The organism is Undibacterium sp. Di26W (genome assembly GCF_049340265.1).
GTDB lineage: Bacteria > Pseudomonadota > Gammaproteobacteria > Burkholderiales > Burkholderiaceae_D > Undibacterium.
In genome coordinates this window covers 189901-203461 of the sequence record NZ_JBMPOR010000010.1, presented here as the reverse complement: position 1 = coordinate 203461, position 13561 = coordinate 189901, and the positions used below count along the sequence as shown (strand labels likewise).

The 13561-nt window shown below is 48.4% G+C and carries 9 protein-coding genes; 7 read left to right on the top strand and 2 right to left on the bottom strand.

What is annotated here, in order from left to right:
• Window positions 1–18: 18 nt before the first annotated feature.
• Together ACO0LM_RS14365 and ACO0LM_RS14360 are read left to right on the top strand one after the other, a co-directional pair.
• On the top strand, window positions 19–672 hold the full coding sequence (locus tag ACO0LM_RS14365; protein WP_423037972.1) for a transposase: 654 nt from the start codon (window positions 19–21) through the stop codon (window positions 670–672).
• Between the two features lie 487 nt (window positions 673–1159).
• Complete coding sequence (locus ACO0LM_RS14360) at window positions 1160–2479, top strand: energy transducer TonB (RefSeq protein WP_423037967.1); 1320 nt, start codon at window positions 1160–1162, stop codon at window positions 2477–2479.
• 309 nt (window positions 2480–2788) lie between these two features.
• Here ACO0LM_RS14360 and ACO0LM_RS14355 read toward each other — a convergent pair whose 3' ends face one another.
• Window positions 2789–4015: a Yip1 family protein gene (locus tag ACO0LM_RS14355; protein ID WP_423037966.1), complete on the bottom strand. Its 1227-nt coding sequence runs from the start codon at window positions 4013–4015 to the stop codon at window positions 2789–2791.
• A 598-nt stretch (window positions 4016–4613) separates the two neighbouring features.
• Here ACO0LM_RS14355 and ACO0LM_RS14350 point away from each other — a divergent pair.
• Window positions 4614–5534, top strand: a complete 921-nt coding sequence (locus ACO0LM_RS14350; RefSeq protein ID WP_423037965.1) for a GNAT family N-acetyltransferase — start codon at window positions 4614–4616, stop codon at window positions 5532–5534.
• Between the two features lie 9 nt (window positions 5535–5543).
• Here ACO0LM_RS14350 and rtcR read toward each other — a convergent pair whose 3' ends face one another.
• Entirely contained in the window at window positions 5544–7157 is a 1614-nt protein-coding gene (gene rtcR, locus ACO0LM_RS14345; protein ID WP_423037964.1) for an RNA repair transcriptional activator RtcR, read from the bottom strand.
• A gap of 483 nt (window positions 7158–7640) precedes the next feature.
• Between rtcR and ACO0LM_RS14340 the strand changes: the two genes are divergently transcribed.
• From ACO0LM_RS14340 to rtcA, 4 genes are all read left to right on the top strand, one after another.
• Window positions 7641–9146, top strand: coding sequence for a vWA domain-containing protein (locus ACO0LM_RS14340; protein ID WP_423037963.1), 1506 nt, complete (start codon window positions 7641–7643; stop codon window positions 9144–9146).
• Window positions 9147–10012: 866 nt separating this feature from the next.
• The gene (locus ACO0LM_RS14335; RefSeq protein ID WP_423037962.1) at window positions 10013–10354 is read left to right on the top strand and encodes a zinc-ribbon domain containing protein; all 342 of its coding nucleotides are present in this window, start codon (window positions 10013–10015) and stop codon (window positions 10352–10354) included.
• Between the two features lie 560 nt (window positions 10355–10914).
• Window positions 10915–12150 (top strand): RtcB family protein, encoded by a 1236-nt coding sequence (locus ACO0LM_RS14330; protein ID WP_423037961.1) that lies wholly within the window; start codon window positions 10915–10917, stop codon window positions 12148–12150.
• A gap of 171 nt (window positions 12151–12321) precedes the next feature.
• Window positions 12322–13368, top strand: coding sequence for an RNA 3'-terminal phosphate cyclase (rtcA, locus tag ACO0LM_RS14325; RefSeq protein ID WP_423037960.1), 1047 nt, complete (start codon window positions 12322–12324; stop codon window positions 13366–13368).
• Window positions 13369–13561: the final 193 nt, after the last annotated feature.

Sequence of the window (13561 nt, the reverse complement as noted above, 5' to 3'; positions counted from 1 at the left end):
TGTCACCATACGGACAACTTGCAACTTAAAGCCAATCTCAAATGTTCTTCTTTTTGCTTTCATCTCTTTTCCTCAATAAGTGAATTATCCCACCTATCTCGGTGTCCGTTATTATTAGACCACTACACTTCTCGGGGAGACAGGCGTGAGGATATCTATTTGGATGATGACGACAGGCAGGAGTGGTTGACGGTGTTGGCCGAGGTATGTGACCGCTTCAACTGGGTGGTACATGCCTACTGCGAGATGAGCAATCATTATCATCTGCTGGTGGAAACCCTCGATGGCAATTTGTCGCGTGGCATGCGCCAGCTCAATGGTTTATATACCCAGCGTTTCAATCGTCGTCACAAACAAGTCGGGCATTTGTTCCAGGGCAGGTACAAAGCTATTCTGATACAAAAAGAAGCGCACCTGTTGGAGTTGACGCGCTACATCATTCTTAATCCAGTACGTGCCGGGATGGTGTCATTGCCCGAGCAATGGCACTGGAGTAGCTATGATTTCTGTGTGCGTGATCAGCATGCACCGCCGTGGCTGGATACAGACTGGTTATTGGGACAGTTTGGCGTTAAACGTAAACAGGCCAGGAGGAAGCCGGAGGAAGCTGGGGTCAGAGGAAGCTGGGGTCGAGGAAGCTGGGGTCAGGTCTTACATTCATACGTTTCCTGAAAAACATGCTATGCTTCTAGCATGGTAAGACCACTAAGATTAGAGCTTTGAAAGCTGGGGTCTCTTTTAAGAAAAGATTCTAATTCATTGATTTTCAATGAGTAAAAATCTCGTGTTTGCTTCGGCACGATTTTCGGCAGCAAGCCGATTACTACGCTTATATTCATACATTTCATTAGTGTAGGATTGTCGTAATATAAGACCTGACCCCATTTTGACCCCGTTTTTTATCGGTCAGGCGCTTATTCCATGGCTGAAATTGCAGCCTTTTTCTCTGTTCACTATGTCACTGTTAGCAGGGCAGTACGGGCATTTGAAGCAAAATGCTGACAGTAGACTTGTATTGATTCGCGCCTTCTTTAAAGACTTTCCGAGAATGAACGTCGGAGACAGGCCGGTCTTATACTCACACAGTTCCTTAGCGTAGAATTGTCGTACTGTGAGACCTGACCCCTTTTTTCCATTTTTTTTCAAAACGTCTCTTTCTATGATGAAGAAATCGCTCTTTGCATCCACACTCGTCTTGCTATTATCAAACGCTGCTCATGCAAATACGATTGATAACGTCAATGAACTGATCTCATCGGCAGGGAAGTGGTCCCGCAATACTGAGAAATTTGACATTAGCTGGTCATTGAATCAGCAGGCACTAGTCATTGCTGAAAGAGTGCAGGACAAAACGCCTTTATTGCTGCTAAGAGTGCTTACCCAAAAAATGGATTTGTATATCAAATCCGGGCAGCTTGATCAGGCTCAAAAAGTGTGTTTACAGATACTTGCTTTTAAAGAGAAAAAACCGCAATTGTCAGGCTTTGCGTATCCTGATTTCTTGAGAAAATATGCTGAGCTGCTCGTACGTCAGGGGCAGCTTCCAGAAGCAGAAAAACTGTCTCTTCAAGCTATCGAGGCTTTTGGAAAAGTCAACAGCAAAACAATAGGAGTCAGGCTGGACGAGGAATTTGCCTTCCTTGGCAACATATACGTGCGTCAGAAAGAATGGGATAAAGCGGAGAACTATTTGAGGCTGGCCGTTTTTCTTAACAAGGCAAAACAAGAATATGATGTGGACAATACATACAAGAAAAACGCTGTGCTTGATCTGATCAAGGTTTATCAAGAGACGAAGCGTGATGACCTGGCAAAGCAATTGGAAACTGATATGCAGGCAGTGTTGAATCCACCTTCTATCATATGGCAGGTATCACTCAACCCAAAATACAAAGGCCCAGTCCTGGTCAAAGAGAGTTGCAAGAATCCGCCGTTTCCGCCTGAAACTACCCGGTACGAAATGGATGGTTCGATGAGCTTGAGGTTCCTGATTGCAGAAGATGGCGAGGTGGTCGGCAGATATACCTCCAGCAGCAGTGATTGGAAGCGCTTGGATGATCTGGCACTCGATACCATAGCACAATGCAAATTTACTGTGCCAACATATGAAGACCGCCCTACTGTGGGATGGGCGTATTATGACTATGACTGGAAGGCCAATCCCGGCGGCAAGCCCTATCCAAAACCAGAGTTAATCGACACCAACTGCAAATCAGACAGCTTTGAAATGATACTCGTCACTGGCAAGCCGCAAGATAATGATATCAGCTTCAAGATAAATATTGATGGAAAACCCCACAGCATGCATGGCGGGAACTTCAAAGATGATGGAAAACTGTATGGTGAACTGCTTGGCATACTCAAAAAATGTAGGTTTACACCAACAGTTATTGACGGTGAGGTGAGGGGTAACAAGGGGAGCATGCGTTTTGTCCGCAAACAGGCTGCCGATAAAGAGAAAGTCAGCCCGTCACAATAGTGCCCCGGATTTTTCTAAGCAGAGCCGGGTTCAGTTCTTTCATTACGACATTCCTGACCCGGCCGCCGCTGAGATGTGCGGGAGGATGCTCAATTCTCCTGCACGGTCTCACCCCGAGGCAGTGTAAACGCTGCCAGCAACTCGGCAAGAACCTCCTCATGCGACTTCACGCCAGCCAACACCTGGCCGTGTCGCCAAGCCTGCTCATACGTCACTGCGATGTGCGACAAAGCAAAGGAAGCCGCCACCTGCCTAAAATCCTCAACCCCATGCGACACCTTCGGGGTGCCGCCATAGCACTCGCAAGCTTTATTTTGCACCGTCGTTCTTCATCGCTTCCAGCTTGTCATAACCGACTGCGGCAGAGGCAGCCTTGATTGCTGCCATATCGACATTCTGGCCACGGGTTTCAACAATGAAACGGCCTGCTACCAGCAAGCTGTATTCGCCGGCGGAGCCATCTTTTTGGAATCGTTCATGGGTGGGACGACCATTGACCTTGCCCATTTTTTCGTAACCGCCATCGGTTTCCTTATCCTGTTCCATCATGCCCCAGGCAAACATGGCACCGAACATCTTGCTGCCGCCGGTGTCGGTCACTGATACCTGGATCTGGCGGTTGTTGTCGTCGGTATAGCGCGCATCCGCTTTGGAGATTTTGAATTCACCCATGGCTGATTTCTCCCCTTCCAGGCTGCTGCGTTTCAAGCCGCCGATGGCATCTGGCAGTAGCGCTTTCAGCTTGTCTTTATCGACCACTTCAGCCTGGGTGCCGGCACCCATGACGGCACCCAGGGCTTCGGTGGCTGCTTTCGCCTCGGCTTGCGGATCGCCCGATTTTTTTGCGGCTTCCATTTTTTTGTTAGCCTCTTCCATCTGCTTACCCATTTTTGCCAATTCACCCAGAGCGCCGTTGGCTTCTTCTGACTTGGATATCGAGCGCAATGCACCTGAACCAAACAGGGACGCACCGCCAACTGCACCAACCACGGTAGATATCACCACCATCAGGACGATGGAGCAAATCACCGATACAGCGGTGTAGGCAGCTGCTTTTTCCTTGGGGGCTTTCATTAGCACAGGCAAGCCCAGGTACAGGACATAAATGCTGTAGAACGCGGCGATCAGGCCGAGCATGCCCAGCGAGGGAATAATGTTCAGTATCCCGGCCACCCATGCCGGTGTAAATGCATAAGCAGTGACCTTGAGCGCTTGCATGGGATTTTTTTCGCCACCAAAATTGGGTGCCAGCGCGTTGATGATGAGGGAGATCACATAAGTGGCGACCAAACCCAGCACAAAACTCAGTACCAGCGTCGTGATGCCGATCAGGATAGGAGTGCGTACTGTACCTATAAAGGGCAGGCTCATGCCGATGAAAGTCATGCCGATGAAACTGGCAAGCGCAGGGATAGCAGACAGTGGCGCAATATAGTGCTGGTAGAGACTCGCCGTAGTAGTGCTTTCTTCTGCAATGACTGGCCATTCTGTTTGCGGGGTCAGCGTGATGTTTTTCGCGCGTTCAATCAGGTTCATGGATTTTCCTTCGATAAGTAGGGTATGGCGTTATGGCTTGTGACCTAGTACTTGCAGTGGAAAACAATGGAGCGAAAAAGATGCTACTTAGCTTTTGACTAACTGGCAAATTTTATTACAGTTTCTTGCAAGTTAATCATTAAACCAGGATGGTTTGTTGCAGTTATCAGTATTTAGACGCGAAATACAGGTAATAAATCATCATCAATATCAAAATATTAAGGTGATTTAATTGCCATCCAGTATTCCCAATGGTGATTTGGTGTTGATTTGTCTTGCTTGTTGCTCAAGTGGGTTGTTTAAGCATGTGAAGGAAAAAATGTCAGTAAAAAGACGGTGCGCCATCAGGTGCGTGTCATGACGTGGTTAGTGTGCAAAAGGGGCTGCATTTCACACGGCATTTTCCTAAAGCCGACAGTTCGTTTCGTCAGTATGAAAATGGATGTCATACGGGCAAGTGGTATTGTTGCGTCGGTAACAATTTGAAACGTCTTTTTTCAAGAAAGTGTGGCATATTTGCCATCGATTGTCTTGTAAGCCATGTGTGCCTATGTGGATTCATTCTTGCGACAAATCTTCACCCCCTTTTAGAAGTGTCATGTCACCTCAGCTTTTCCTTACGGTTGTAAAAAACAGAGTTATCACACTGGATAAACGCTGGTTAGTGCTGTGCCTGTTACTGGTGGTCAGCCTGATTTATTGGCTGGACGAATATACCGGGCAACTGACTTTTTTTGCGCCGTTCTATGTTTTCCCTGTGGCGATCAGTGCCAGCCTGCTGTCGCGGCGGTGGACCATTTTCTTTGTCAGCTTGTGCAGCCTGGCGCGGGTGCAGGTGTTCAGCCAGACTTTCCCGGTCGGCAGTTCTAGCTTGATGGTCTTTGATATCGCACAGAGTTTTGTGCTGTTTGCCGCCATCGCCATACTGGCAATAACCATCCAGAGAATGAGTCAGCGTCAGTCCAGGTATGCGGATTTTCTCGAAACCCATCTGCGTCATCTGCGTCGGCAAAAACGTATCAAGGCTAGCATCAGGCGCGCCCTGCCAGAGGACGCTGACGAAATTGTCGAGGTTGCTGTCTGCGGTGCCAGGAGTGGCGGCCTGTCGGAAGAATTGTCCAATACGGTGTTGCAAAAGACGATTGCCAAGGCATTCAGACAGGGCATTGTTGAAGGCCAGACGATACGGGATGTCTGGATAGGCGGGAAGCAAAAAGTATCCGTCGAATTTTGGGTATCCATCATCAACGGTCGGGTTGCCGGCTTTTTCATGCTGTATGGTCTGGACAGCATGAATGGGTCAGAGCGCGAATTGCATGCCATGGTAGTGAAAGATGATTATCTGGGGCTGGGTATAGGGTCGGCCATGACAGATTTTTTCTGTATGCATTTTAAAAATCGCCGCTTGTTTGCCGCCTGCAAGCCAGATTCCAAGATGATGAAAATGCTGACCCGCAGAGGGTTTGCGTTTTTCTGTTCCACAGACAACGAATACGTCATCATTGACCGGCATAATTAGCATGGATGCTTATGTCGGCTGATTCAGTGTTGCCCAGCTTAAACCGAACTTATGCAGGTATTTTTTCAGCCTGTCGGCATCATTCGGGTTGGCTTTTGTGCTGCGTGAGGCGGCAAATAGTTTCCGACCTGCTTCTGACAGCGATTTACTGTGCAGGCAGATGCCCAGTACCGCCTTGAGCTGCAAGGCATCGAATAGATCCAGTACGGCAATTTGCTGCGTATCCAGGTAGGTGTGCAAGTCAATTTCTGATGCCATGCCATCCTTGTCCCCGGCATGCGACCACAGGCGTTGCAGGCGCTTGATTTCATCCTCTACTATGTGGTCATTGATGCGACCCGCATCGGCCAGGGTTGCCATGCGGGTGACGGATGCCGACAGGTCGCGGAAGTTACCTGTCCATACAGCTTGTGCGGAGGTGGCAAAGGTCATGTAGCGATCCCGGGCTTCTTTATTGAAGCGCACCATTTGTCCGTACTCGCTACTGAACTGCGCCAACTGGTAATCCATGTTTGGCGCAATATCTTCTGCTCGTTCACTCAGGCCCGGCAATTCATAGGTCCATAAGTTGATACGGGCAAACAGGTCTTCGCGAAAGCGACCGGCAGCGACTTCCTTGCCAAGCTCGCGGTTGGTGCCTGCCACCAACTGGAAATCGCTTTGTACTTCATGGTCGCCCCCTACCGGCAAGAACCGTTTTTCTTCCACGGCCTTTAGCAGCATCGCTTGTTCATCCAGGCCCAGTTCACCGATTTCATCCAGGAATAACAAGCCCTTGTGCGCCGCTCTCAGCAAGCCGGGGCGATCTGACATGGCACCGGTAAATGCACCCTTGATATGACCAAACAGAGTGGAGCCGGCACCATCACCACGCAGCGTGGCGCAATTGACTTCGACAAATTTCCCTTCCAGCTTGTGCCTGGCCTTTTTCAATTCAAACACCCGCTTCGCCAGGAATGATTTACCGGCACCGGTTGGGCCCATCAACAAGATAGGTGCACGAGATTTGATGGCAACCCGTTCAATCTCATCAATCATGGTATTGAAGCGCGCATTGCGGGTAGCAATGCCAGACTTTAAAAATGCCACGCCTTCTTCTTTTTCGCGGGTAAAGCGCTGGGCAATCTGGTTATAGCGTGACAGGTCCAGATCAATCAGGGCAATTTCACCGGTATTGCCCTTGATCTGCCGACGTGGCGGCGAGGTCTGCAATAGTTTGCCGGGCAAATAGTTAGCCTCTGTCATCAGGAACAGGCAGATTTGTGCCACGTGCGTGCCAGTGGTGATATGTATCCAGTATTCCTCAGTATCGGTATCGAAGCGATATGACCTGGCAAAATCAAACAGGCTGGCATACACCTCTTCAAAATCCCAGGGGTCTTGTATCGCCAACTGATGCGTGCGTAATGTGGTGGTCGGCGAGGTGGCGGCAATATCGTTTCTCAATTGCCCTATCAACGCATCATGCTGGCCACTGTGCAGCAATTCTATGCGGTCAATGGCAATATCGTCGCGCTGCGTCAACGCTACCGTAGGTCGCCACTTCTCCCAGCGGCCACTGCCTTTGCCATTGTCTAGTTGAGTGCCAATAAATCCTATCACTACCTTGTTTTTGGGTTTCATATTTGGATAAGTATTTATCTATAAAGATAATTATAGTTTATTTCTGGATAAAGAGTGAAAAGACTGAAAGTGGATGATTATTAGAAATACTTATATAAATCAATTGCTTATTAAATTTTAATGGGGCTTTTGAAAAGCTGGCACGGCCATTGCAATACCGTAGTGGAAGGGCATGCAGGCATGAAGGGAGTGCCACCACCGAAAACGATAGAGGACTGGGTGGTCTGGATAAAACCAGATGTGGTCTAAGTGTTGTGATGAGCAAGGTTGCAGATGCAGGTTGCCGCTCCCCGTAAGGGTGTCAACTGGCGCGCGTTTCCAATCATCACTGCAGCCGGAAGTAATGCTCTGGTCGCCACGTTTTGCGGGTTCGAATCCCGTCGTGTCCACCAAATTTAAAAAGAAGAAAATAAAGGAAATAAAATGGTTAATACACAATTATTCCAAACTTTAAAAACATCATTCGCAAACACATTTTTGCCAGTGACTGACACAACAAATTTTTCAGGTGTGCCTGCCTACAGGTTCACGCCTGAACACAAGCTGGCGCAATATGCAGCAACGGGTTGCCTGAACGCGACTTACTATGCAAGTGCAGAAGCACAACTGGCAACGGTACTGGATTTGACAAAAGAAGTATCACCGCTGTTTGTCGCCCAGACTGCTATTTACTGTCGTGAACGTGGCTACATGAAAGACATGCCGGCTTTGCTGGTCGCAGCGCTGACCATGCGCAACGCAGTTGAATTGCCGCGCACCTTTAAACGGGTGATGAACAATGGCAAGATGTTGCGTAACTTTGTGCAAATCTTGCGTTCAGGTGCTATCGGTCGTAAGTCTTTGGGTTCACGTCCAAAGAAATTGGTACAAGCCTGGTTGAACACCGCAAGTGAAAAAGAATTGCTGGCGGCAGCCGTAGGTACGACCCCATCCCTGGCCGACGTGGTAAAGATGGTGCACCCAAAACCAGTCGAAGCATGGCGTGAAGCTTTCTTTGCCTGGTTGATAGGCAAGCCATACAAGGCCGAAGCCTTGCCACCCGTCGTGGCAGCGTTTGAAGCGTACAAGAAAGACCGTAGCCCGGCTTTGCCGGACGTGCCTTTCCAGATGCTGACAGCGATGGATTTGACGACAGAAGACTGGGCGCAAATTGCCCGCCAAGCTGGCTGGCAGATGTTGCGTATGAACTTGAATACCTTTGGCCGTCATGGCGTCTATGAATTGCCGGGCATGGTTGAGTTGATTGCCGACAAATTGCGTAATGCAGAGGCTATTGCCAAAGCCAAGGTGTTTCCTTACCAGTTGCTGGCGGCATACAAGGCCGCCAATGAAGGCGTGCCATTGCCAATCAAGAATGCCTTGCAGGATGCGATGGAAATCGCTTTGAGCAATGTGCCAGAAATACTTGGTCAGGTTGTGGTGTGTGCCGACGTGTCAGGTTCCATGTCTTCACCTGTCAGTGGTCAGCGTGGTTCTGCAACGACAGCTGTCCGTTGCATAGACGTGGCAGCCCTGGTTGCGGCAGCCATGTTGCGCAAGAACCCGTCTACGCTGGTGCTGCCATTTGAAAATCAGGTCGTAAAATGCGATTTGAATCCACGTGACAGCGTGATGACGAACGCGCAAAAACTGGCAGCGATAGGTGGTGGTGGAACCAACTGCAGTGCGCCACTGGTGCAGTTGAACAAAGAAAACGCCAAGGCTGATCTGGTGATCTTTGTGTCTGACAATGAATCATGGATGGATGCAGGCCGTAGCCGTTCAACAGCAACCATGATTGAATGGAATGCGTTTAAGAAACGTAATCCGCAAGCGAAACTGGTTTGTATAGACATTGCGCCGTATGGCACAAGCCAGGCAGCCGAAAGAGATGATGTATTGAATGTCGGTGGTTTTTCTGATGCCGTCTTCAAGATCATCGCCTCATTCGCTGCTGGTCAGTTGAGTGCAGAGCATTGGGTAGGTGAAGTAAAAGCAATCGATATTTAGAACCTGTTTACGATCTTACTGCGCGAGCGTGATCGGGGCTCATGCGCTGCTCAAAATGCTCATGTACTTAGAGTACATTCCGCTTTTTGCGCTGCTCTTCACCCCGCTGACGCTCGCTCGCTACAGATCGCAAGCAGGTTCTTAGAGAGCCGCTGGTGGGGCAAATGCTGTAAGTGCCTCATCAGTCCAGGTAGTAAATGTTTTTGAACGCAGCATGAATGCAAATGTGATTACATCTCGAAGCTGTAAAATCACCTTTAAATCTTGTCATGCAGTGCTTCAATGACCATTTGAGTGTGGTCTTGAGTTTGAAATGCTGTACGAATGCGCAGGCGATTACATCCAAAAAAAATCGCAAGCAAACCTTGTCGACCAGTATTTCTCAATATCGCAAGCAGATGTCGTAGTACAGGTTTTGAATATGGTATGAATGCTGATGTGATTACACTTGTAATGTTAAATCACCCTCTGTTTTTGTCATGCCATATTCAATAAATATCATTGTGTCGTTTTCTTGAATACCATCTGAATGCTCATGTGACTACATTTGCAATGTTCACAGTAATTCTTGTCAGAGGGTGGTTCAAAGGAATTGTAGCTATATTTAGTTGTAAAGGTTTTGAACAGTGTAAGAATGCAGACGTGACTACATTTCGAAAATGCAGCGGTCACTTCAAACTCTTGTCTTACACTTGTTCAATAAGGTTTTACCCGAATGCAATCAGGATTACATCGGTATACATTGGTTCGACTCCAAACTGGTCCACACCGTAAGGATGGGTCAGAAGGTCCTGGTAACACTTGTCGGGGTTTTATTTAACAGTGCTGACGTGATGAAAAGCGGAATACAAAGACGAACAGAAATCATGGAAAAGTGGCGTGCCCGCATACCTGTGAAAGAAAGTTTTGATATCTATGCGATGCCAGCACCTGCCGGAGCAGTTATGGCTGATCGTGAAATATTAAGACACACTAGTACATACGGTTTGCTACCCTTGTTTTATGTGGACTATGCCTTTAATTGTCGTGATTGTGGATGTGCCCAGATATGGACGGGCAAGCAGCAGAAGTGGTGGTGTGAAATCATGCAGGGCAATATCAATAGTTTAGCTGTGCGGTGTCGTCCTTGCAGGAAGAAAGAGCAACAAAGAAAGATGCTAGCCAGGGAAACTCATTTGAGTGGCCTGGCAGCAAAGTACAAACATTGAAGTTTTCAGGCGAATGCTGGTGAACATTCAACGGTCCTAAGTGGTGAAAAAGATGCATGTCCGGTCTTATGTAACCTGGGTACTGCGTCTCTCAGAGATGCTCCTGGCCGTGCCGTTTCACCTTCCCTTGTCGCCGCAAATAATTGAAAATGAATGAGCTTGTGCTGCGAGTAAAAGTTTAGGCGAATGCTGGTGAAATTACATCACTTTAATGAGGCTGTCGCGGGTTCGAAACCCGTCACGATATCTCGGTATCGTGTAGCTCAGTTGGTAGAGCACCTGTGGGTGACCACATACATTTCACCGAATATTGTCGCCACCCCAAAAAATGGCAGGGTTTAAAGTAAGAGAAGTAAGGCAGCGGTTAATAAAATTGCGGTAAAAAAGTTTAGGCGAATGCTGATGAAACTACATCGCTAAGGACGAAGAGGTCGTGGGTTCGATCCCCATCACAGTGTCATTGATGCCGTGTAGCTCAGTGGTAGAGCGCTTGTGGGCAACCACAGACGTTTCATCACCCCTTGTCGCCGCCCAAGAAATTGAAAATAAAAAGAGAAAATATGAAACACGAAGATTATGATGTAATGCAATACGAAAATGGTCGTCCTATCAAAATGTGGACCAAAGGGGTTCCGGTTGAGGATGAAGCCAAAAAGCAATTGGCGAATACCGCGCGTATGCCTTTCATCTACAAACATATTGCCGTGATGCCGGATGTGCATTTGGGTAAAGGTTCTACCATCGGTAGCGTGATTCCTACCCTGGGTGCCGTGATCCCTGCTGCTGTCGGTGTGGATATCGGTTGCGGGATGATGGCTGCCAAAACCACTTTGCATGCCAATGATTTGCCAGATAACCTGGGCCCTTTGCGTACTGCAATAGAAAAAGCCATACCGCATGGTATGTCGCCCAAGACCCGTAGCTTCAAAGGCCGTGATAAAGGTGCATGGGAAAGCCCGCCAAGCGCAGTGGATACCGCCTGGGCACAGTTGAAAGAGGGTTTCGATGAAATCTGTTTGAAAACCCCACGTTTGAAAAACACCAACAACTACCGTCACCTGGGAACTTTGGGTAGCGGTAACCACTTCGTTGAGGTTTGCCTGGATGAAGCGAATGCCGTATGGTTCATGCTGCATTCCGGTTCACGTGGTGTAGGTAATGCGATCGGTAGCCATTTCATTGAAATGGCCAAGCAGGATATGCGTACCCATTTCATCAACCTGCCAGATCAGGATCTGGCTTATTTGCCGGAAGGTACTCAACATTACAATGATTACATTGAAGCCGTAGGGTGGGCGCAAAAATTTGCGCGCTTGAATCGTGAAGTGATGATGCAAAACTTGATTGCTGCCGTGCGTACCGTGATCAGCAAACCGTTTGAAACCCATGTGGAAGCGGTGAATTGTCACCATAACTATGTACAGAAAGAGCATCACTTCGGTAAAGATGTGCTGGTAACCCGTAAGGGCGCAGTATCGGCGCGTGCTGGTGAATTGGGGATTATCCCAGGGTCCATGGGAGCAAAAAGCTTCATTGTGCGCGGTAAAGGAAATGAAGAAAGTTTTAACAGCTGCAGCCATGGTGCAGGTCGTACCATGAGCCGTACCGCAGCCAAAAAACTGTATACCGTCGCCGATCAGATCGCCGCAACCGAAGGTGTGGAATGCCGTAAAGATGCCGATGTGATTGATGAAATCCCTATGGCATATAAAGACATCGACGCCGTGATGCATGCACAAAGCGCCCTGGTGGAAGTAGTACATACCTTGAAGCAGATTGTGTGTGTTAAGGGTTGATTTACGTAAGACCATTAACCACAGAGGCACAGAGACACAGAGAAGAACAAGAGAAAATCTTTGGAATGAAAATTCACTCCAATTGGAGAAAACCGAATCTTCTCATGTTTTTCTCTGCGTCTCTGTGCCTCTGTGTTGAGAGGTCTTGATTTTGATTTGAAAATAAAAATAATGAACAAAAAAATGATAGAGCTGGATGGCTCTTTGGGTGAAGGTGGCGGTCAGATTTTGCGTACTTCCCTCAGCCTGTCCATGATTACCGGTCAGCCGTTCCGTATTGTGAATATCCGTGCCGGTCGTGCCAAGCCCGGCCTCTTGCGTCAGCATCTGGTGGCCGTGCAGGCTGCTGCTGCCATCAGTGGTGCCCAGGTGACGGGTACGCAACTGGGTTCGACGATGCTGGAATTTATTCCATCAACCATACGGGGTGGTGACTACCAGTTTGCCATAGGCAGTGCCGGCAGTTGTACCCTGGTGTTGCAGACGCTGGTGCCAGCCTTGCTGTATGCGGATACGCCCAGCACTATCCGTATCACAGGCGGCACCCACAACGACATGGCACCGCCCGCGCAATTCTTGCAAAAGGCCTATGGCCGGGTGCTGCAACAGATGGGCGCTGAAGTCAGTTTTGAATTGAAACGCTATGGCTTTTTCCCGGCAGGGGGCGGTGAAATCATCGCCAGAATCTCGCCTTGCAAGCGGTTGAAAAAACTGGATATGCTGGAGCGTGGCGAAAGACTTAAAGGCTATGCCGAAAGTTTTATTGCTGGCGTGCCGGCAGACGTAGCCAAGCGCGAACTGCAATGCGTGGGCAGCGACATGGGCTGGTCGCAAGATCAGTTGCTGATCCGTGGCCTGAGCAATGATCAGGGGCCAGGCAATGTGTTGCTGATTACGCTTGAACATCAACAGGTCACAGAAGTGTTTTGTGGCTTCGGTGAAAAAGCAGTCAAGGCAGAAAATGTCGCCAAAAAAACAGTACAGGAATTGCGTGAGTACGTTGCGTCTGGTGCAGCAGTGGGCGAACATTTAGCAGATCAGATCATGTTGTTGTTTGCCTTGGCCGGTGGCGGCAGTTTTACTACGAGTCAGGTGTCCGACCATGCAAAGACCAATGCCGAGGTAATCAGCAAGTTTTTAGCTGTGCGTACTGAATTCTCAGTCGAGGAACGCGCTTTCCTGTGTCGTATGCATTCGCCAGTTGAGAACGTACTCTGAAAAAACATAATGCGTTCTATGTGAACGGAATCGTAAGCTGAATTAAATTGATTGACACAGCGATTTCTTTTCATGCAGAATAGAAGTTCTTCGAGATGCAGCAGTTTTGCAATTCGATTTTTTATCAACCCCAATTCAAAGAAAGGAACGACCATGCCACGGAATACGGCTAACAACAATCAAGATTCTTAGC

Bases quoted from the DNA above. Each gene is read 5' to 3' on its own strand.
- rtcA (WP_423037960.1), top strand. From the start codon at position 12,322: ATGAACAAAAAAATGATAGAGCTGGATGGCTCTTTGGGTGAAGGTGGC.
- ACO0LM_RS14355 (WP_423037966.1), bottom strand. From the start codon at position 4,015: ATGAACCTGATTGAACGCGCGAAAAACATCACGCTGACCCCGCAAACA.
- ACO0LM_RS14330 (WP_423037961.1), top strand. From the start codon at position 10,915: ATGAAACACGAAGATTATGATGTAATGCAATACGAAAATGGTCGTCCT.
- ACO0LM_RS14335 (WP_423037962.1), top strand. From the start codon at position 10,013: ATGGAAAAGTGGCGTGCCCGCATACCTGTGAAAGAAAGTTTTGATATC.
- rtcR (WP_423037964.1), bottom strand. From the start codon at position 7,157: ATGAAACCCAAAAACAAGGTAGTGATAGGATTTATTGGCACTCAACTA.
- ACO0LM_RS14360 (WP_423037967.1), top strand. From the start codon at position 1,160: ATGATGAAGAAATCGCTCTTTGCATCCACACTCGTCTTGCTATTATCA.
- ACO0LM_RS14350 (WP_423037965.1), top strand. From the start codon at position 4,614: ATGTCACCTCAGCTTTTCCTTACGGTTGTAAAAAACAGAGTTATCACA.